This is a genomic window from uncultured Tenacibaculum sp., assembly GCF_947495995.1.
GTDB lineage: Bacteria > Bacteroidota > Bacteroidia > Flavobacteriales > Flavobacteriaceae > Polaribacter.
Genome location: NZ_CANMAX010000004.1, coordinates 168,101 through 186,132, shown reverse-complemented (window position 1 = coordinate 186,132; position 18,032 = coordinate 168,101). Strand labels below are relative to the sequence as shown.

The window sequence follows — 18,032 nt, the reverse complement described above, 5'->3', positions numbered from 1 at the left end:
TATTGATTAAGCTAAAGTAACTTTAGGTTCGTCTGATTTTAAAGCGATAAAATATACATCGTCTAACTGTGCTTTAGCTGCTTCAAATTCTTCCGATGGTTTTTCTTCTGCATAAACACGAATATTCAATGTATTATCTTGATTGAAGTTTGATGATAACACATTATAATCTTTCTCATGTTGCTCTAAATCATCTCGATCTACTTTCTTTGTCCAAATTAAACCTTCAATTTCACTCGTCGCTTTCTCAGGAGTAGAATGTTTTAAAATTTTTCCCCCATTTAAAATTGCCATTTCGTTACATAACTCTTTTACATCTTCTACAATGTGTGTTGAGAAAATAACTGTACTGTTGGTTCCTACTTCTCTAAGTACATTTAAAAAACGACGTCTTTCAGCAGGATCTAAACCTGCAGTTGGCTCATCTACAATAATTAATTTGGGGTTATTTAATAGTAATTGAGCGATTCCGAAACGTTGTTTCATTCCTCCAGAATAACCTGCTACATATTTCTTTCTAACCTCATATAAATTTGTAATCTCTAAAACTTCTCTTACTAACTTTTCGCGATCAGATTTAGAAGCTACTCCTTTAAGTGTTGCAAAGTAATCTAATAATTCTTCTGCAGACATTTTAGGATATACGCCAAACGATTGTGGTAAATATCCTAATACTTTTCGAAGTGCTATTTTATCTTCTAAAATATTGATTCCATCAAAAGTAATTGAACCGCCATCAGGACTTTGCAATGTTGCTATTGTTCGCATTAAAGAAGACTTTCCTGCTCCGTTTGGCCCTAATAAACCAAACATTCCTTTCCCGATTTCTAAGTTTAAATTATCAATGGCTTTTACACCATTTTTATACGTTTTAGTTAAATTTTTAATGGTTAGTTTCATTATGATAAGTGTAATAGATTTTATAGTTAGTAGATTGAGAATTGATTTTGTTACAAAAAATGTTAAATCATAATATAATTATCAAAAAAAACTATAAAATGAAATAAATTTTTCACTCAACTTTTAATCATAATCTTCTTACTGTAATACACCTATACATAAATTAGGAAAATCCCTTTAGCGAACATATCCTATTTCCTTTAACTCAGCAGCAACTCTTCGTGTAGTTTTGAACTCGTAAAATTAAAATAAAACAGATGAGAAAAATTTTATCAATCACAATTGCCTTCGCTGCAATTTTTGCAAGCTGTAACTCAGAAGAGAATACTGAGATCATTGAGTCGGAAACACAAGTTAACACTCAACAAGAATTACTTTCTAAAAACAATGTAAATGAAACTTTTATTACTAAAGTAGGTAAAGCCTTTAATAAAACGGTTCAATTACCTAAAGTTTGGGATAATGTAAAATACATTATTACTCACGAAGATTTATTATTAAAATCAGACTTAACGATTAAAGATGTTGTATTACCTTTTTTAACTATTAGAGACGACATTTTCTTAACGAATGCCTATAATTTATTAGATGTTACCATAAAAGATGATATCTTAAAAACTGAAACTACTGTAGAAAATCTTTTAATTGAACAGTACAGAAAATTGTATCCTGAAGATGAGATTTCTTCAGATAAAATCGAAAAAACATTAGTTAAGTTTCATATTGGTTTTCCTAAAACTGCTTTAGATAATTATGAAGAATGGGAAAATCAAAACTTCCCTACTTTTCTACAAGCTTATGATAATACTAACAATGAGATTACAAAAATTTCTAAGGAAGATGTTATTCGTAAAGTTGGAGAAGAAAACTATCAAACACTTATCGAAAAAAACGGACAAGAAAACGAGTTATATTCTATTTTAGAAACTGAAGAAAAAATTCAAGTAATCGCTTCAAAAAACAATACTGAAGAAAAATCAGGCACACTTTTAGAATTAGATACTAAAAACAATGCAAATACTATCTCTTTTAGCATAAAGGAAGATGATTTAAAAAACTATATAACTGTATATAACAAAGAAGAAAGTTATACTGTTGCTCAAGGAAAAATGATTCATCAAACAATAATCGACATCTATGCTCCTGAACCATGTAACGGTTTTTATGTTTTTGAATTAGGTAGTGCAGCTTTACAAAATTATTTAGCTGAACAACAAGCAAGAGCGGATAGAGATTGTGAAACTTATGGAGCTTGTTTACCACTTTGTGAACCTTATAGCGGAACTATTGGTTACTACATGTTTCAGTTTACACCATCTCCAAAAAAATGTGCAATAGCAATGGATTATTTAGATGTGCTTACTTCGTATGCATTAGCAAACTAAACTTAAGAGATCAACATAAAAAAAGGATGTCTGTTTAGACATCCTTTTCTTGTTATTTTTTTTCGCTTCCCGGAGGATATTTAGCTAAAATTTCTTTTACAAATTTGTTGATTCGTTCTTCCCGTTTTTCAGCATTTCTTAAAGACAATGCTCCCGAACCAATTCCTTGCCAAATTAACTCTTTCTCTTTTGCGTCTATTACATCGATAAATAAAGTTCCTTCAGTATACTGATTTACATTTAATCGACCAGCTCCGCCCCACATCCATGGATTCCAACCCCAGCCGTATCCAAATCCGTAGTTAAGATTATCGTTAATATTAACACGTTCACGAGATTTTGTAAATAAACTGATCAATACATCTGGATTCGATGATTTTTGCATACCTCTAGCAGTTAATTCTGCTTCGATAGCACGCATTATCCTTTTTTTATCTAAATCTGAAACCTCAGCTTTATCAATTCCAGGTTTATAAAAAGCAAATGTTTTTTTGTTTTCAAAATTTGCTTTTGTGTCATAATCAGATACAACCCGTATAGAATTGCATGAAGTAAAAATTAAAAATAGTAGCGGCAAAAAGAGTTTAGTTAACTTCATAATTATAAAACGTTTAAATATTATCTAATAACGCATCGTCAACTATATTAGGCAATGTAACTTTCAAGTTTTTCTCAGTTTTCATAGCTCGTTCGATCGCAAATATCGCTTCTTCATTTCTTGCCCAACTACGCCTTGCTATTCCGTTATTTACATCCCAGAAAAGCATGGACTTTAAACGTTTCGATGCTTCCTTAGTACCATCAAGAAGCATGCCAAATCCGCCATTAATTACTTCACCCCAGCCGACTCCTCCACCGTTGTGAATTGACACCCAAGTTGCACCTCTAAAACTATCTCCAATTACATTATGAATCGCCATATCTGCTGTGAATCTTGATCCGTCGTAAATATTAGAAGTTTCTCTATACGGAGAATCTGTTCCAGATACATCATGATGATCTCTTCCTAAAACAACTGGACCAATTTTTCCTTTTTTAATGGCTTTATTGAAAGCTTTAGCTATTTTGATTCTTCCTTCAGCATCTGCATATAGAATTCTTGCTTGAGAACCTACGACTAATTTATTTTCTTGTGCTCCTTTAATCCATTGGATATTATCTGCCATTTGTTGTTGGATTTCAACAGGAGAATATTCCATAATTTCTTGTAAGACTTTACAAGCGATTTCATCTGTTTTCTTTAAATCTTCTGGTTTTCCTGAAGTACACACCCAACGGAAAGGTCCAAATCCGTAATCAAAACACATTGGTCCCATAATATCTTGTACATAACTCGGATATTTAAATTCTCTTCCAATACTTGGATTAGGGTTCATTACATCTGCTCCTGCTCTGCTCGATTCTAATAGGAATGCATTTCCGTAATCAAAGAAATAAGTTCCTTTAGCTGTATGTTTATTTACGGCTGCTGCGTGTCTTCTTAAAGATTCTTGTACTTTCTCTTTGAATTCTTCAGGCTGATTCGCCATCATTTGGTTTGCTTCTTCAAAAGATAATCCAGTTGGATAATATCCTCCAGCCCAAGGATTATGCAACGATGTTTGATCTGAACCTAAATCTACATGAATATTTGCTTCATCAAATTTTTCCCAAACCTCAACAACATTTCCTAAATAGGCAATAGAAACTACTTCTTTGTTTTCTTTTGCTTTTTGAACTCTTTCTACAAGTTCATCTAAGTCAGAAAAAACTTCATCAACCCAACCTTGAGAATGACGCGTATGAACGGCTTTTTCATTCACTTCTGCACAAACTGTAATACAACCTGCAATGTTACCAGCTTTAGGTTGTGCTCCACTCATTCCTCCTAAACCAGCAGTAACAAATAAATTTCCTTTTGGTGATTTTCCTAATTTTCTAAATCCGTTTAAAACCGTAATCGTAGTTCCGTGAACTATACCTTGCGGACCAATATACATGTAACTTCCAGCAGTCATTTGTCCGTATTGCGTAACTCCTAAAGCATTAAACTTTTCCCAATCATCTGGTTTGGAATAATTCGGTATCATCATTCCATTAGTAACCACAACTCTCGGTGCGTTTTTATTCGATGGAAATAATCCCATAGGATGACCAGAATACATTACTAATGTCTGCTCATCATTCATTTCAGATAAATACTGCATCGTTAACAAATACTGCGCCCAGTTTTGAAAAACCCCTCCATTTCCACCATAAGTAATTAATTCATGAGGGTGTTGTGCTACAGCATAATCTAAATTATTTTGAATCATCAACATAATTGATTTCGCTTGAGTAGATTCTCCTGGATATTCTTCAATTGGACGAGCATACATCTTATAATCTGGACGTAAACGATACATATATATTCGACCATATTTTTCTAATTCTTCCTTAAATTCAGGAAGTAATTCTGCATGATATTCTTTTTTAAAATAACGTAACGCATTTTGTAAAGCTAATTTTTGCTCTTCTTCAGATAAAATTTCTTTACGTTTTGGTGCATGATTTATAGTTAAATCGTATTCTTTTTTTGAAGGTAAAACTGAAGGAATACCTTGTTTTATTTGCTCTTTAAATGTCATCTTCCTATTTTTAATTCACTATAAAATGTTGTGCTTTCACCATATTTACCAATGCATTAATATCATCTTTTAATACACGATCTTCTTCTAATTTAGCAACTTTCTCTCTAATTAGCTTAAAGTTTTCTTCAACTATTTTTGAAAATGTATTCGGTCTTCTAAACTCCATTGCTTGTGCCGCATACATTAATTCGATAGCTAAAATTTTATCTATATTTCCTAAAATTTGATTGAATTTTCTTCCTGAAATACTTCCCATAGATACATGATCTTCTTGCCCTAAAGAGGTTGGAACACTATCTGCTGATGGAGGAAAACACAATGATTTATTTTCGGTTACTAAAGCAGCTGTTGTATATTGTGGAATCATAAATCCAGAATTTAAACCTCCTGCTTCAGTTAATAATCTTGGTAATCCATACTTTCCTTCTAACAATAAATAACTACGACGATCTGATATATTTCCTAACTCCGAAGCTGCAATTGAAGCATAATCTAAAGCCATAGCTAATGGTTGTCCGTGAAAATTCCCACCAGAAATTGCTTCAGTTTCACTTAAAACTATAGGATTATCTGTTACTGAATTCATTTCTATTCCTGCCAATTCTTTTAAATGCTGATATGCATTTCTAGAAGCTCCATGTACTTGAGGAATACAACGAATCGAATACGGATCTTGAACACGTTCACACTCGAAATGATTCTCTACATTTTGCGAATCTTTTAAAAACATTCGCATACGTTCTGCAACTTTCAAATTTCCTTTAAAAGGTCTAATTTTATGCAACTCTTCTTTAAATGGCGAAGCGCTTCCTTGAAAACCTTCTAAACTCATTGCTCCAGCTAAATCAGCTAGATCTAACACATATTCCATTTTCTTTAAACCTAAAATGGCATGTGCTAAAATAAATTGTGTTCCGTTTATTAATCCTAAACCTTCTTTAGCCTGTAACTGTAGCGGACTTAAATTATGCGCTTTTAAAACTTCTTTTGAAGATTTAATTTTAGTATTAATCCAAAATTCTCCTTCACCCAATAAAGGTAAAAACAAATGAGAAAGTGGTGCTAAATCTCCAGAAGCACCTACAGAACCTTGTTTTGGAACTACAGGTAATAAATCGTTCTCTATAAAATAAAGAATTCTTTCAATCAATTCAAGTCGAACACCCGAAAAACCTTGACATAAAGCATGAACTTTACAAATCATCATTATTTTAGATAAGAATCCATCTATTGGCTCTCCTACTCCAACTGCATGAGTTATTAATAAATTCTCTTGAAGCTTACTTGTTTCCTCAGGTGTGATTTGCACATCACATAAAGGTCCGAATCCTGTATTTATTCCATAAACAGCTACATCAGAATTTGCCATTTTTTCTACCTTAGCTCTACAAGACTGTACTTTAGCTTTAGCTTCATCATTAATTACAGCTTTCAATTCGCCCTTTGCTATTGAAATTACTGTATCTACTGTTAAATTATCTATACCGTATTTAAACATCCTAATCGTTTTCTATTTACAAAGTTATTTTTACTTTTGATAACCAACAACATCATTTAAATCAACAATTAATAACCATGAGTTATCAATTAGAGTTTAGACATATCAAATATTTTTTGGCAGTTGCTGAAGATCTTCACTTTAGAAAAGCTGCTGAACGCTTGTTTATTTCTCAACCTGGGTTAAGTAGACAAATCAAGCAAATGGAAGATGATTTAGGAATTCAATTGTTTGTTCGTAATAATAGAAAAGTTGCCCTAACTTCAGCGGGGAGTTATTTACAACGAGAATTTACGCAACACTTAACAAACATCGATAATAGTTTAAAATATGCAAAACTCTTACAAGATGGTAAATTAGGAGAACTGAGATTTGGTTATGTAGGTTCTGCTATGCAACGCATTATTCCTGATATTTTAGTTCGATTTAAAGAAATACTTTCTGATGTGAAATTTGGTTTTAAAGAAATGGATAATCAAAAGCAAATTGAACATTTGCTTTCTCAAGAAATAGACATTGGTTTTGTGCGATTAGATCGTGTTCCTAGAGATATTGCAATTACACCAATTTTAAAAGAACCCTTCTGTTTAGTTTTACCAAAAGAACATGCTATAAATGAATCGAATTATAAAAATTTATCACAACTAAAAGATGAATCTTTTATTTTATTTGATCCATCTTACAGTCCTTCTTATTACGAAAAAGTTTTACAAATATTTGACGAAAGTGGTTTTGCTCCCATCGTATCGCACAATACAATTCATGCAGCTTCCATCTATAAATTAGTTGAAAACGGATTTGGTTTATCTATAGTTCCAAAATCGCTACAGCATGGCTACGACTCTAATGTGAAATTTATTGAATTAACAGAGATATCACAACGAACTACGTTATCGATTGTTTGGAATAAAAAAAACAGAAATCCGATACTTCAATCCTTATTGTTAGAAATCAAGAAATTTCCTCCTAAATTATGATTATAATCTCAAAACATCTCGTCCCTAAAGGTTTCACTGGTATTACTTTATATCCGTTTATTTTTCTTAAAAACTCTTCAATTAAAAATGATAAAATCACGATTAATCATGAGAAAATTCATCTGCGACAACAAATAGAAATGCTTATTATTCCTTTTTATATTTTCTATGGAATTGAATGGTTTTTTAAATTTTTAAAATATAAAAATAGTTATATTGCTTATCGAAATTTAAGCTTTGAGCGAGAAGCTTACTCATTTGAAACAGACATCAATTATTTAAAAAACAGGAAGTTTTGGGCATTTATAAAACATCTATAAAATTTTCATCAATACTATTTTTAAGCATTTTCTTTAACTGCAAAACTGAAAAGAAAATAAAAAAAGAGGAAGTTATCGAAATAGCTGAAGTAGCTATTGTTAAAAAAGATACTACACCTAAATACCCAAAGTATTTAACAAAAGAATACGTCTTAGGGAAATTTGATTATAAAACACATCCTGACTTTGGTAAAATTCCGAAGAATTTGTCTTCTAGCGAAATGTATTTACGAAAAGAAGTATTAGAACAATTTCTTAATATGGTAAATGCTGCAGAAAAAGAAGGAATTAAATTAAAAGCTGTTTCTGCAACTCGAAATTTTCCACACCAAAAAAGAATTTGGGATTATAAATGGACTGACAAATACAAAAAATATCCTGAAAACAAACGCGCTTTAAAAATTTTAGAATACAGTTCTATGCCAGGAACTTCAAGACATCACTGGGGAACTGATGTTGATATTAATGATTTAGAGGATGAATATTTTTTACAAGGAAAAGGTAAAAAAGAATACGAATGGTTAATGAAACACGCAAACAGTTTTGGTTTCTATTTAGTGTATACGTCAAAAGATAACGGAAGAACTGGATATAACGAAGAAAAATGGCACTGGTCCTATGCTCCATTATCTTCAATTTACTTAGAATTCTACAATCAAAACATTACACATCAAGACATTACAGGGTTTCAAGGTTCACAGTTCGCAAAAGACATTGACATGATTACCAATTATGTAAATGGAATAAACCCAAAAATATTGACTTTTAAGCCCTAAGCTTTTCTTAAACATTGCTTAATTTTTTTGAGATTTTCGTAAATTGCAACTCAAAATAACAACTAAATTTACGAATGGAACAAATAGCTCCTTATAAACCCAAGCATAAAGTAAGAATTGTAACTGCTGCTTCATTATTTGACGGTCATGATGCTGCAATAAACATAATGCGTAGAATTATCCAGTCTACTGGTGTAGAGGTAATTCATTTAGGTCATGATAGAAGTGTTGAAGAGGTAGTAAACTGTGCTATTCAAGAAGATGCTAATGCAATTGCTATGACTTCTTATCAAGGTGGTCATAACGAATATTTTAAATACATGTACGACTTGCTTAAAGAAAAAGGAGCAAGTCATATCAAAATTTTTGGTGGTGGTGGTGGAGTAATCCTTCCTGAAGAAATTAAGGAATTAATGGATTACGGAATTACTCGTATTTATTCTCCTGACGATGGTCGTGAAATGGGATTACAAGGTATGATTAATGATCTTGTACAACAATCTGATTTTGCCATTGGTGATAAATTAAACGGTGAAGTAAAACACTTAGCTGAAAAACAAATTGGAAGTATTGCTCGTGTAATTTCTTCAGCAGAAAACTTCCCAGAAGTTTCAAAAGAAACTATGGATATTATTCATAAGAAAAATGAAACTTCTAAAACTCCAGTATTAGGTATCACAGGAACTGGTGGTGCTGGTAAATCAAGCTTAGTAGACGAATTAGTTCGTCGTTTCTTAATTGATTTCCCAGAAAAAACTATTGGTTTAATATCTGTCGATCCTTCTAAAAGAAAAACTGGTGGAGCTTTATTAGGTGACCGTATTCGTATGAATGCTATTAATAACGAACGTGTGTATATGCGTTCTTTAGCAACACGTCAATCTAATTTAGCCTTATCTAAATATGTAAATGAAGCAGTTGAAGTTTTAAAAGCTGCTGAGTTTGATTTAATTATTTTGGAAACTTCTGGTATCGGACAATCTGATACTGAGATTATAGAACATTCTGATGCTTCTTTATATGTTATGACTCCTGAATTTGGAGCTGCAACTCAGTTAGAGAAAATTGACATGCTTGATTTTGCTGATTTAGTTGCGATTAACAAATTTGATAAAAGAGGTGCATTAGATGCATTACGCGATGTTAAGAAACAATACATGCGTAATAATAATCTTTGGGATGTACACATGGATGATATGCCTGTGTATGGAACTATTGCTTCTCAATTCAACGATCCTGGAATGAACTCGCTATACAAAGCGATTATGGATAAAGTTGTTGAAAAAACAGGAGCTGATTTAAAATCTACTTTTGAAATTACTAAAGAAATGTCTGAAAAGATATTTGTAATTCCGCCAGCTAGAACACGTTACTTATCTGAAATTGCAGAAAATAATAGAGCTTACGATAAAAAAGTAGATGACCAAGAAAAGGTTGCTCAAAAGTTATATGGAATTTATCAAACGATATTATCTATCATTCCGAACGAAGTGAAGGAATCTTTCCTTACTAAAAATGGAATTAACCAAGATGAGATTCTGAAACAAGTTCAGAATGACGAACACCCATTTGCTAAATTATTATTTGCGCAATTCGACAAGGTTAAAATGAATTTAGACCCATATAATTGGGAAGTCATTTTAAACTGGGCTACTAAAGTTCAAAAATATAAAGATCCTATTTACACGTTTAAAGTACGTGATAAAGAAATAAAAATTGAAACGCATACAAAATCACTTTCTCATTCTGATATTCCAAAGGTAGCTTTACCTAAATATCAAGCTTGGGGTGATTTATTACGTTGGAATTTGCAAGAAAATGTTCCTGGAGAATTCCCATATGCATCTGGATTGTATCCTTTCAAAAGGACTGGTGAAGATCCAACAAGAATGTTTGCAGGAGAAGGTGGACCAGAACGTACGAATAGACGTTTCCACTACGTAAGTTTAGGAATGCCAGCAAAACGTTTATCTACTGCTTTTGACTCGGTAACGTTATATGGAAATGATCCTGGACATAGACCAGATATTTACGGAAAAATTGGAAATGCAGGAGTATCTATTTGTTGTTTAGATGACGCTAAAAAACTATACTCTGGATTTGATTTAAGTCATGCTATGACTTCTGTATCGATGACTATTAATGGTCCGGCTCCAATGCTATTAGGATTCTTTATGAATGCAGCAATTGATCAAAACTGTGAGAAACACATTAAAGAACACGGTTTAGAATCGAAAGTAGCAACAAAATTAAAAGAGTTATACGACGATAAAGGTATTGCTAGACCAAAATACAACGGTGATTTACCAGAAGGTAATAATGGTTTAGGTTTATTACTTTTAGGTGTTACCGGAGATCAAGTTTTGCCAGCAGACGTGTATGCAGAAATTAAAGCGAATACATTAGCACAAGTTCGTGGTACGGTTCAAGCAGATATTTTAAAAGAAGATCAGGCTCAAAATACTTGTATTTTCTCTACAGAATTTGCATTACGTTTAATGGGAGATGTTCAAGAATATTTTATTGAGAAAAACGTACGTAACTTCTACTCTGTTTCTATTTCTGGATATCATATTGCTGAAGCTGGTGCGAATCCAATTACACAGTTAGCCTTAACTTTAGCTAACGGATTTACTTATGTAGAGTATTATTTATCTAGAGGAATGGATATTAATAAGTTTGGTCCAAACTTATCGTTCTTCTTCTCAAATGGTATCGATCCGGAATATGCAGTTATCGGACGTGTAGCTCGTAAAATTTGGGCAAAAGCATTAAAATATAAGTACGGAGCAAATCCACGTGCACAAATGTTGAAGTATCACATTCAAACTTCTGGGCGTTCTTTACACGCACAGGAAATTGACTTCAACGATATTAGAACTACATTACAAGCATTATATGCGATTTACGACAACTGTAATTCGTTACATACAAATGCTTATGATGAAGCGATTACTACACCAACAGAAGAAAGTGTACGTAGAGCAATGGCAATTCAATTAATTATCAATAAAGAATTAGGATTAGCTAAGAATGAAAATCCGATTCAAGGTTCATTTATTATTGAAGAATTAACTGATTTAGTTGAGGAAGCTGTATTAACTGAATTTGATAGAATTACAGAACGTGGTGGAGTTTTAGGAGCAATGGAAACAATGTATCAACGCTCTAAAATTCAAGAAGAGAGTTTATATTACGAAACTTTAAAACACACAGGAGAATTTCCAATTATTGGTGTAAATACGTTCTTAAGTTCTAAAGGTTCTCCAACAGTTACTCCACAAGAAGTTATTCGTGCAACAGAAGAGGAAAAATTATTCCAAATCAAAACAAAAGAAAACTTAAATGAAGCTAACAAGCAAGAGGTACAAGATCAATTAAAGATTGTACAGCAAGCTGCAATTCAAAACGAAAACATTTTTGAATGCTTAATGGAAGCTGCTAAAGTTTGTTCTTTAGGTCAGATTACTTCAGCATTATTTGAAGTTGGTGGACAATACAGAAGAAATATGTAATAATTATATACGTCAACCTGAACTTTTTTCAGATTCTCATTGTAAACTGTTTCTTAAATAGCTTTATGAGATTCCGAAATAAATTCGGAATGACGCAAAACCAATTATTCTAATATAAAATCAAGAGCAGTAGAAATGTTAAGTTTTTACTGCTCTTTTTCTTTAAAGAAATTATATTGTTGAACTAAAATGCAATCCAAACCTATAAGTTAATGTGTGAACTAAATTTAAACATCTTCAATCTCGTTATAATTGCGTCGATTTTTATAGGCACTACATTTGGATCTTTACTCATTTTTACCAAACGTATCAATAGAAAAGCTAATTTCCTTCTTGGCTTAGTTGTATTTATTATTGTTTTATGGAATGTTTGGGTTATAAGTATAGATTTTCAGTTCACTCGTTATTTTACTTACTTTTATTTAATTCCACTACACTTCTCTTTGGCACTTGGTCCATTGTTATATTTCTATGTGAAACGAATGACTAATTTTAGTTTTCACTTTTCTAAAAAAGAACTCCTTCATTTTTTACCAGTAGTTTTAGAACTTAGTGTTCATTTTCTAATTAGTCAAGAAGCTCTTACAACTCAGAAAACTAGTATTGAAACAACTATTTTTCATCAAATAATTCCAATTATTCAATTCCTTGCTATTATATCCGTTGTTTCGTACAGTATTTATGCTTTAAAAGAAATCAGAATTTATCATACATGGCTTAACGAGAATTATAGTGATAACAATGCTTATAATTTAAGATGGTTATATCGATTAATCGTCATATTCGCTATAATCTGGATACTTTGGGTTCCGTATACTTTTATAGATTATTTAGTATTTAATTTTCAGTTAGGTATTAGTGATTATTATCCTATGTATATAGCACTTTCTATAATTACAATTTGGATTAGCGCTGAAGCTTTTTTACGACCTGAAATTGTTTTCTTAGAAGCTAACAAAAAAGAGACTCACCATAAAAAAGAAGGCCCAACTGAAGAAATTCTTGAAAAAGCTTCTTGGTTAAAAGAGGAAATGAAAAAGAATCGTTTTTACTTAAATTCTGAATTGACTTTAAAATCTCTTGCCGATAATCTTAATATGCACCCTAACATGTTATCTAAAGTAATTAATGACGGATTAGATAAGAACTTTTCAGACTTTATTAATGAATATCGTGTTAATGCAATTATAGAAAAATTACAGAGTGGTAATTATGATCATATTACTTTATTGGGATTATCTTTTGAATGCGGTTTCAATTCAAAAACGACTTTCAATAGAGTATTTAAAAATATCAAAGGAATCACTCCTTTGCAGTATAAAAAGTCCATAGAAAACAACTCCAAATAGTATTAAATGCGTCCCATTTTATAAATTGGAGCGTTTGACTTCCTTGTTAAATCTATGTTTGTTAATAATAAAACACTAATAAACATGAAATTAAATTTTAATTTACTCTGTATCATTTATCTCTTTATTGCTTGCAATACTATAAGTTCTTCACAGAAAAAAAATCAATTAGAAACACCAGAAAACACCTTATTTTTTTCTAAGGCTGATTTCAAAACCAATAAAATCACATCCGATAATTATACTGATGATTTCACATTACATAAAGATAAGTTTTTAAACATTCACTTTACGTTAAAAGAACCACTTATAAAAAGTCTTAAATCATTAGCTCCTAATTTAACTAATGAACAATTATTAAACAAAGGGAATTTTCAATTTACTTTTTTAGTAAATGATAAAAAAATACACGTCGAAAATTTAAATAAAGGTGCCGGTACTTTAGAAACTAAAACCAATAAACTTATTTATAAACTCCCATTAATTTATCCTGAACAAATTGATTTTTGGAGTTGGTTTATGTGGTTAAAGTTTATGAAATTAAGTGGTGGAGAAGATATTTTAACTGAAGGAAAACATTCGCTGATTGTAGAAGTAAGATCGTATTTGAAGGATCAAGAATTAAAAACAGGACCTGTTTTATCTAAAGGAACTCTAAAAATTGAAGTCGCTAGAATCAAAATTGATGAACATTTAGTTCCAATTCAAAAAATAAAACCACTTAACGATTGGGAAATTTCAAAAGGCAACTACGATAAAGATAAAATTGAAGCTTTAAATAGAAAAATAGCTGAAAAAAGATTTGATCAAATTAATGGAATTGTTGTCATAAAAAATAATGAACTGTTAATTGAAGAATATTTTAATGGAGCCAACAGAAACAGTTTACATAATGTTAGATCTGTAGGAAAATCTTTTGCTTCTACCCTATTAGGAATAGCAATTCAAGAAAATTATATTAATGATGAAAAAGCGCTTTTAAAAGATTTTTACAACTTAAAATCATTTAAAAACTATACTCAAAAGAAAGACAGTATCACTTTAGAATCCTTGTTAACCATGACTTCTGGTTTTCTTGGTGACGACACAAATTATAATAGCCCAGGAAATGAAGAAAAAATGTATCCAACTAAAAATTGGGTTGATTTCACATTGAAATTACCCATGGAAAAAGATAAAAAATTAAGTCACGATTTCACTTACTTTACAGCTGGAGTAGTTGTTTTAGGAGATGTAATTCATAAATCTGTTCCTGAAGGATTGGTTTCTTATGCAGGCAAAAAATTATTTAAACCTCTCGGTATTACTAATTACAAATGGCAATATACACCTCAAAAAGTAGGAAACACAGCTGGTGGAATTCAATTAAGAGCTGTTGACTTTGCAAAATACGGACAGCTATATAAAAACAAAGGGACTTGGAAAAGCAAACAAATTCTTAATGAAAAATGGGTAGAAAAAACCTTATCTAAACAAGTGTCGCTAGCAAATATTGGATTAGAAAATGAATATTACGGTTTTCTTTTCTGGAATAAAACTTACATTGTAAACAACAAAACTTATGAAGTTTCATATTGTAGCGGTAGAGGCGGAAATAAAATCTTTATTTTTAAAAATATTCCTTTTGTTATTGTTATTACTTCTTCGGCATATAATGTTCCAAATGCTCATTCTAATGTAGATAAAATGATGCAAGAATATATACTTCCTGCTGTAATTGATGAAAATTAAAAACAGTTTTGATCAGTAAAAAAAGCTATTCGAACTTATAGTTTAATTTTTTTCAAAAAATCATGATTAATGGTAGTAACAATTCATAAATAGATTGAACTCTCTAGTGTAAAACAATTTAATATCATGAAAAAAACAATTTTAAACTTAGGTAAAAAATTAAACAAAGGAGAGCAACAAGAAATCAATGGAGGAAGAGCTTTTCTAGTTCAAAAATGTATGGGAACTGGTGTAGGTGGAGGATCTTTTGAAGGATATTCTGAAGCTTGTGTTGGTGTTGAAGGAGACTGTGTAATTAACGGTCATTTAGCACAATGTTCAGGAAATAATGGAGGATTTTGGTTTTATTAGAAAAAATAAAACATAATTAACACCTAAAAAAGGAGAGATTTTATCTCTCTTTTTTATTCAAAATAGTAAAAAACATAACTTTTGAGATCCAAAAAAACATCAAAAAACACAAAATTTCATCAAAAAATATCACCTATTAAAATTGATTTAGAAGCCTTGTAAAATCTGATAAAATTTAATTTTTATTCATCCCAAAAAATAAAATATTTTGTAAAACACTGTAACAAAAAGACTTATTACTCTTCTTATATATGTAAGCAAATCAAAATTAATAAATGAGTAAAACATATTTTATCTTTAGTTTAATCTTCGCCACAGGCTTAGGAGCTTCTTTAGGAGTTAATTTCGGAACTTTAACTGGAAATCTTTCAGTAGGAATTTTACTAGGTAGTATAACAGGTTTATTATTAGGTTTTGCAGTGGGATATTCACTAAAAGCTTATGTTGAAAATTATAAGATTCAAAATACATTATAAAAACACAACAACACAACTAACCTTTAAGACTTATAAAATCAGATCCTGAGTATATTTTACTCAGGATTTTTTTTTATATTTTTCACTGTAAATTGCTATAGAATTAATTGCTGATGAAAACAATATTTCAATGGATATATAAACTATTAAAATGGATAGCTGAAATTACTGGTTTTAGTTATAATGAAATTAATATAATTGTTTACTACATACTTATTCCAGCACTTTTTCTATACTTATTAAGCCGAATTCTAAAGAACTATACAATAGTATTAACTTTTATATGTTTTGTGTTTGTTTCTTTGCTCTTTATCAAAGATTTTAAATCATTCTCAGATCAGCTTTTTAAACAATCTGTTGACTTCTTAAACTGGTTCAAAGTGATCGGATTAAATTACACACAAGCTTCTGTTGTAATTTGTGTATTCATCCCTCTTATTTGTATTCTATTTCTATTGTACAAACCTAAAAATCAACACTAAAACACTGTGTTCCCACTCTTAAAATAATTTCAATTTTTAATGTAAACTTTATCGTTTATAGTAGTATTCTTCCATATTTTTTAAGTAATTTACACAAAAATTAAGTCGAAAAAGCTCCTATTTCATGAAAAAAACGAATATCATTTTACTCATTGTACTCTGTATTATTGGTGTTTCAAATCTTATTAAAATTTTCACTTTAGACAGTCATTTAAAAAATGCAAAAGAATCTGTAAAAAAGGCTCAAACCGAAGTTTTAAATGCACAAGAATCTAATAATAAAGCTCAGAAAGAAATTAAAAATTTAAAAACTGAAATCAGGAAATATGAACTTCAAAATGAAGCTTTACAATTAGAAATAGATTCTATTATTTTAAAGAAAAGAGCTAAAGCGCCAAAAGATTGGGAAGAGCGACAAAACATTAAGAAAAAGCAACAAGAAATTACAGAACGATTAGCGTATTTACGTCAAAAAAACAATGAATTTGAATAATGAAAAACACAATTAAATTAACCTTATTAATCTTTATAACACTTCTTTCCTTTAATAATAGTTATGGTCAAAAAAAGAATAAAGACACTATAACTATTGGAAAAGAATATGCTCGATCTCGAAAATTACCAATTACAGTTAATAAAGGAACTGTAGTTATTAATAATATTGATTCTTTGCACTTAGTAAATCAAATTCGTTTTAATTATTATGAAGAATTAAGAAGAGAATTATTTAAAAATGACTTTGGAAAAGACATTGAAAATATTGTTTTAAAATATGAACGTATTATAGAAGAAAACAATGAACTTTTTAATCAGTTAGAAGAAAAATCAAAAACACAATCAAACTTATATATAACAACTATATCAGAATTAAAAGCTTCTTTAAAGGAAACTGAAAGAACATTGAATTTAACTCAGCAATCTTTAAATAATGCCAACACTTCGTTAGAACTTAGCATGAAACAAATTAAAAGTGCACAACGAAGACAGTTCTGGAAAAATTTTGGTCTTATTGGAGGAGGCATTGGAGCCGGACTTTTAATAGGATTATTAATTGCAAATTAAATTAACCACCTTATTAAATATGTTATGATAAATAGAAAATTCTTTTTTGATTATATCAGATTCAAATTACATTTTGGAAGATTAAAACAAAGTCAGGTTGACGGTTACAATCAAATTTTAGATTACTGGGAAAATGAAAACTTAAAAGATGTAAGATGGCTTGCTTATGTTTTGGCTACAGCATATCATGAAACCGATAAAACTATTAAACCTCTTCGTGAATATCGTAAAGGAAGAGGAAGAAAATATGGAATTCCTGATGCAGAAACCGGACAAGTTTATTACGGACGAGGTTATGTTCAATTGACTTGGAAACTAAATTACCAAAGATATACAGATATCTTAGCCATAGATCTTGTTAACAATCCTGATTTAGCTTTAGAACAAGAAATTGCTACTAAAATTTTATTCCACGGAATGATTAATGGGGTTTTCACTGGAAAATCTTTAGGTAATTATTTCAACGAAAGTAAATCTGATTGGTATAATGCTAGAAGAATAGTGAATGGGACTGATAAAATGTATACTATCGGTGACTATGCTAAAGAGTTTTTCGCTGCGATTTCTTTCAACTATATTCCATAAGAAATAGATTCTTGTA

The 18,032-nt window shown here is 30.5% G+C and carries 16 protein-coding genes; 12 read left to right on the top strand and 4 right to left on the bottom strand.

The window, feature by feature from the left end; genetic code table 11:
- Positions 1-6: 6 nt before the first annotated feature.
- Positions 7-900, bottom strand: coding sequence for an ABC transporter ATP-binding protein (locus tag Q1A15_RS13170; RefSeq protein WP_299624612.1), 894 nt, complete (start codon positions 898-900; stop codon positions 7-9).
- Positions 901-1,157: 257 nt separating this feature from the next.
- Between Q1A15_RS13170 and Q1A15_RS13165 the strand changes: the two genes are divergently transcribed.
- Complete coding sequence (locus Q1A15_RS13165; RefSeq protein WP_299624609.1) at positions 1,158-2,285, top strand: hypothetical protein; 1,128 nt, start codon at positions 1,158-1,160, stop codon at positions 2,283-2,285.
- 52 nt (positions 2,286-2,337) lie between these two features.
- Here Q1A15_RS13165 and Q1A15_RS13160 read toward each other — a convergent pair whose 3' ends face one another.
- The 3 genes from Q1A15_RS13160 to hutH are packed head-to-tail and all read right to left on the bottom strand — an operon-like array spanning position 2,338 to position 6,392.
- On the bottom strand, positions 2,338-2,883 hold the full coding sequence (locus Q1A15_RS13160; protein WP_299624606.1) for a DUF4136 domain-containing protein: 546 nt from the start codon (positions 2,881-2,883) through the stop codon (positions 2,338-2,340).
- 13 nt (positions 2,884-2,896) lie between these two features.
- On the bottom strand, positions 2,897-4,891 hold the full coding sequence (locus Q1A15_RS13155) for a urocanate hydratase (RefSeq protein ID WP_299624601.1): 1,995 nt from the start codon (positions 4,889-4,891) through the stop codon (positions 2,897-2,899).
- A gap of 10 nt (positions 4,892-4,901) precedes the next feature.
- The gene (gene hutH / locus Q1A15_RS13150; protein ID WP_299624598.1) at positions 4,902-6,392 is read right to left on the bottom strand and encodes a histidine ammonia-lyase; all 1,491 of its coding nucleotides are present in this window, start codon (positions 6,390-6,392) and stop codon (positions 4,902-4,904) included.
- A 77-nt stretch (positions 6,393-6,469) separates the two neighbouring features.
- Between hutH and Q1A15_RS13145 the strand changes: the two genes are divergently transcribed.
- From Q1A15_RS13145 to Q1A15_RS13095, 11 genes are all read left to right on the top strand, one after another.
- Positions 6,470-7,369: a LysR family transcriptional regulator gene (locus Q1A15_RS13145; RefSeq protein WP_299624594.1), complete on the top strand. Its 900-nt coding sequence runs from the start codon at positions 6,470-6,472 to the stop codon at positions 7,367-7,369.
- Positions 7,366-7,689 carry a hypothetical protein gene (locus tag Q1A15_RS13140; protein WP_299624591.1) on the top strand — a complete coding sequence of 108 codons (324 nt, stop codon included), beginning with the start codon at positions 7,366-7,368 and terminating at the stop codon, positions 7,687-7,689. Before Q1A15_RS13145 ends, Q1A15_RS13140 begins: the two co-directional genes overlap by 4 nt.
- Complete coding sequence (locus tag Q1A15_RS13135; protein WP_299624588.1) at positions 7,665-8,465, top strand: M15 family metallopeptidase; 801 nt, start codon at positions 7,665-7,667, stop codon at positions 8,463-8,465. The genes Q1A15_RS13140 and Q1A15_RS13135 overlap by 25 nt, the downstream gene beginning before the upstream one ends.
- Before the next feature lie 74 nt (positions 8,466-8,539).
- Positions 8,540-11,980 (top strand): methylmalonyl-CoA mutase family protein, encoded by a 3,441-nt coding sequence (locus Q1A15_RS13130; RefSeq protein ID WP_299624585.1) that lies wholly within the window; start codon positions 8,540-8,542, stop codon positions 11,978-11,980.
- 212 nt (positions 11,981-12,192) lie between these two features.
- Positions 12,193-13,329 carry an AraC family transcriptional regulator gene (locus tag Q1A15_RS13125; RefSeq protein WP_299624582.1) on the top strand — a complete coding sequence of 379 codons (1,137 nt, stop codon included), beginning with the start codon at positions 12,193-12,195 and terminating at the stop codon, positions 13,327-13,329.
- A gap of 84 nt (positions 13,330-13,413) precedes the next feature.
- Positions 13,414-15,060 (top strand): serine hydrolase, encoded by a 1,647-nt coding sequence (locus Q1A15_RS13120; protein ID WP_299624579.1) that lies wholly within the window; start codon positions 13,414-13,416, stop codon positions 15,058-15,060.
- 126 nt (positions 15,061-15,186) lie between these two features.
- Positions 15,187-15,411: a hypothetical protein gene (locus tag Q1A15_RS13115; RefSeq protein ID WP_299624575.1), complete on the top strand. Its 225-nt coding sequence runs from the start codon at positions 15,187-15,189 to the stop codon at positions 15,409-15,411.
- Between the two features lie 275 nt (positions 15,412-15,686).
- Positions 15,687-15,887, top strand: coding sequence for a hypothetical protein (locus Q1A15_RS13110; RefSeq protein ID WP_299624572.1), 201 nt, complete (start codon positions 15,687-15,689; stop codon positions 15,885-15,887).
- A gap of 606 nt (positions 15,888-16,493) precedes the next feature.
- Complete coding sequence (locus Q1A15_RS13105; RefSeq protein ID WP_299624569.1) at positions 16,494-16,862, top strand: hypothetical protein; 369 nt, start codon at positions 16,494-16,496, stop codon at positions 16,860-16,862.
- Positions 16,862-17,431, top strand: a complete 570-nt coding sequence (locus Q1A15_RS13100) for a hypothetical protein (RefSeq protein WP_299624566.1) — start codon at positions 16,862-16,864, stop codon at positions 17,429-17,431. Before Q1A15_RS13105 ends, Q1A15_RS13100 begins: the two co-directional genes overlap by 1 nt.
- Positions 17,432-17,455: 24 nt before the next feature.
- Positions 17,456-18,016, top strand: coding sequence for a glycoside hydrolase family 19 protein (locus Q1A15_RS13095; protein ID WP_299624563.1), 561 nt, complete (start codon positions 17,456-17,458; stop codon positions 18,014-18,016).
- Positions 18,017-18,032: the final 16 nt, after the last annotated feature.

Bases quoted from the DNA above. Each gene is read 5' to 3' on its own strand.
- Q1A15_RS13170 (WP_299624612.1), bottom strand. From the start codon at position 900: ATGAAACTAACCATTAAAAATTTAACTAAAACGTATAAAAATGGTGTA.
- Q1A15_RS13165 (WP_299624609.1), top strand. From the start codon at position 1,158: ATGAGAAAAATTTTATCAATCACAATTGCCTTCGCTGCAATTTTTGCA.
- Q1A15_RS13160 (WP_299624606.1), bottom strand. From the start codon at position 2,883: ATGAAGTTAACTAAACTCTTTTTGCCGCTACTATTTTTAATTTTTACT.
- Q1A15_RS13155 (WP_299624601.1), bottom strand. From the start codon at position 4,891: ATGACATTTAAAGAGCAAATAAAACAAGGTATTCCTTCAGTTTTACCT.
- hutH (WP_299624598.1), bottom strand. From the start codon at position 6,392: ATGTTTAAATACGGTATAGATAATTTAACAGTAGATACAGTAATTTCA.
- Q1A15_RS13145 (WP_299624594.1), top strand. From the start codon at position 6,470: ATGAGTTATCAATTAGAGTTTAGACATATCAAATATTTTTTGGCAGTT.
- Q1A15_RS13140 (WP_299624591.1), top strand. From the start codon at position 7,366: ATGATTATAATCTCAAAACATCTCGTCCCTAAAGGTTTCACTGGTATT.
- Q1A15_RS13130 (WP_299624585.1), top strand. From the start codon at position 8,540: ATGGAACAAATAGCTCCTTATAAACCCAAGCATAAAGTAAGAATTGTA.
- Q1A15_RS13125 (WP_299624582.1), top strand. From the start codon at position 12,193: ATGTGTGAACTAAATTTAAACATCTTCAATCTCGTTATAATTGCGTCG.
- Q1A15_RS13120 (WP_299624579.1), top strand. From the start codon at position 13,414: ATGAAATTAAATTTTAATTTACTCTGTATCATTTATCTCTTTATTGCT.
- Q1A15_RS13115 (WP_299624575.1), top strand. From the start codon at position 15,187: ATGAAAAAAACAATTTTAAACTTAGGTAAAAAATTAAACAAAGGAGAG.
- Q1A15_RS13110 (WP_299624572.1), top strand. From the start codon at position 15,687: ATGAGTAAAACATATTTTATCTTTAGTTTAATCTTCGCCACAGGCTTA.
- Q1A15_RS13105 (WP_299624569.1), top strand. From the start codon at position 16,494: ATGAAAAAAACGAATATCATTTTACTCATTGTACTCTGTATTATTGGT.
- Q1A15_RS13100 (WP_299624566.1), top strand. From the start codon at position 16,862: ATGAAAAACACAATTAAATTAACCTTATTAATCTTTATAACACTTCTT.
- Q1A15_RS13095 (WP_299624563.1), top strand. From the start codon at position 17,456: ATGATAAATAGAAAATTCTTTTTTGATTATATCAGATTCAAATTACAT.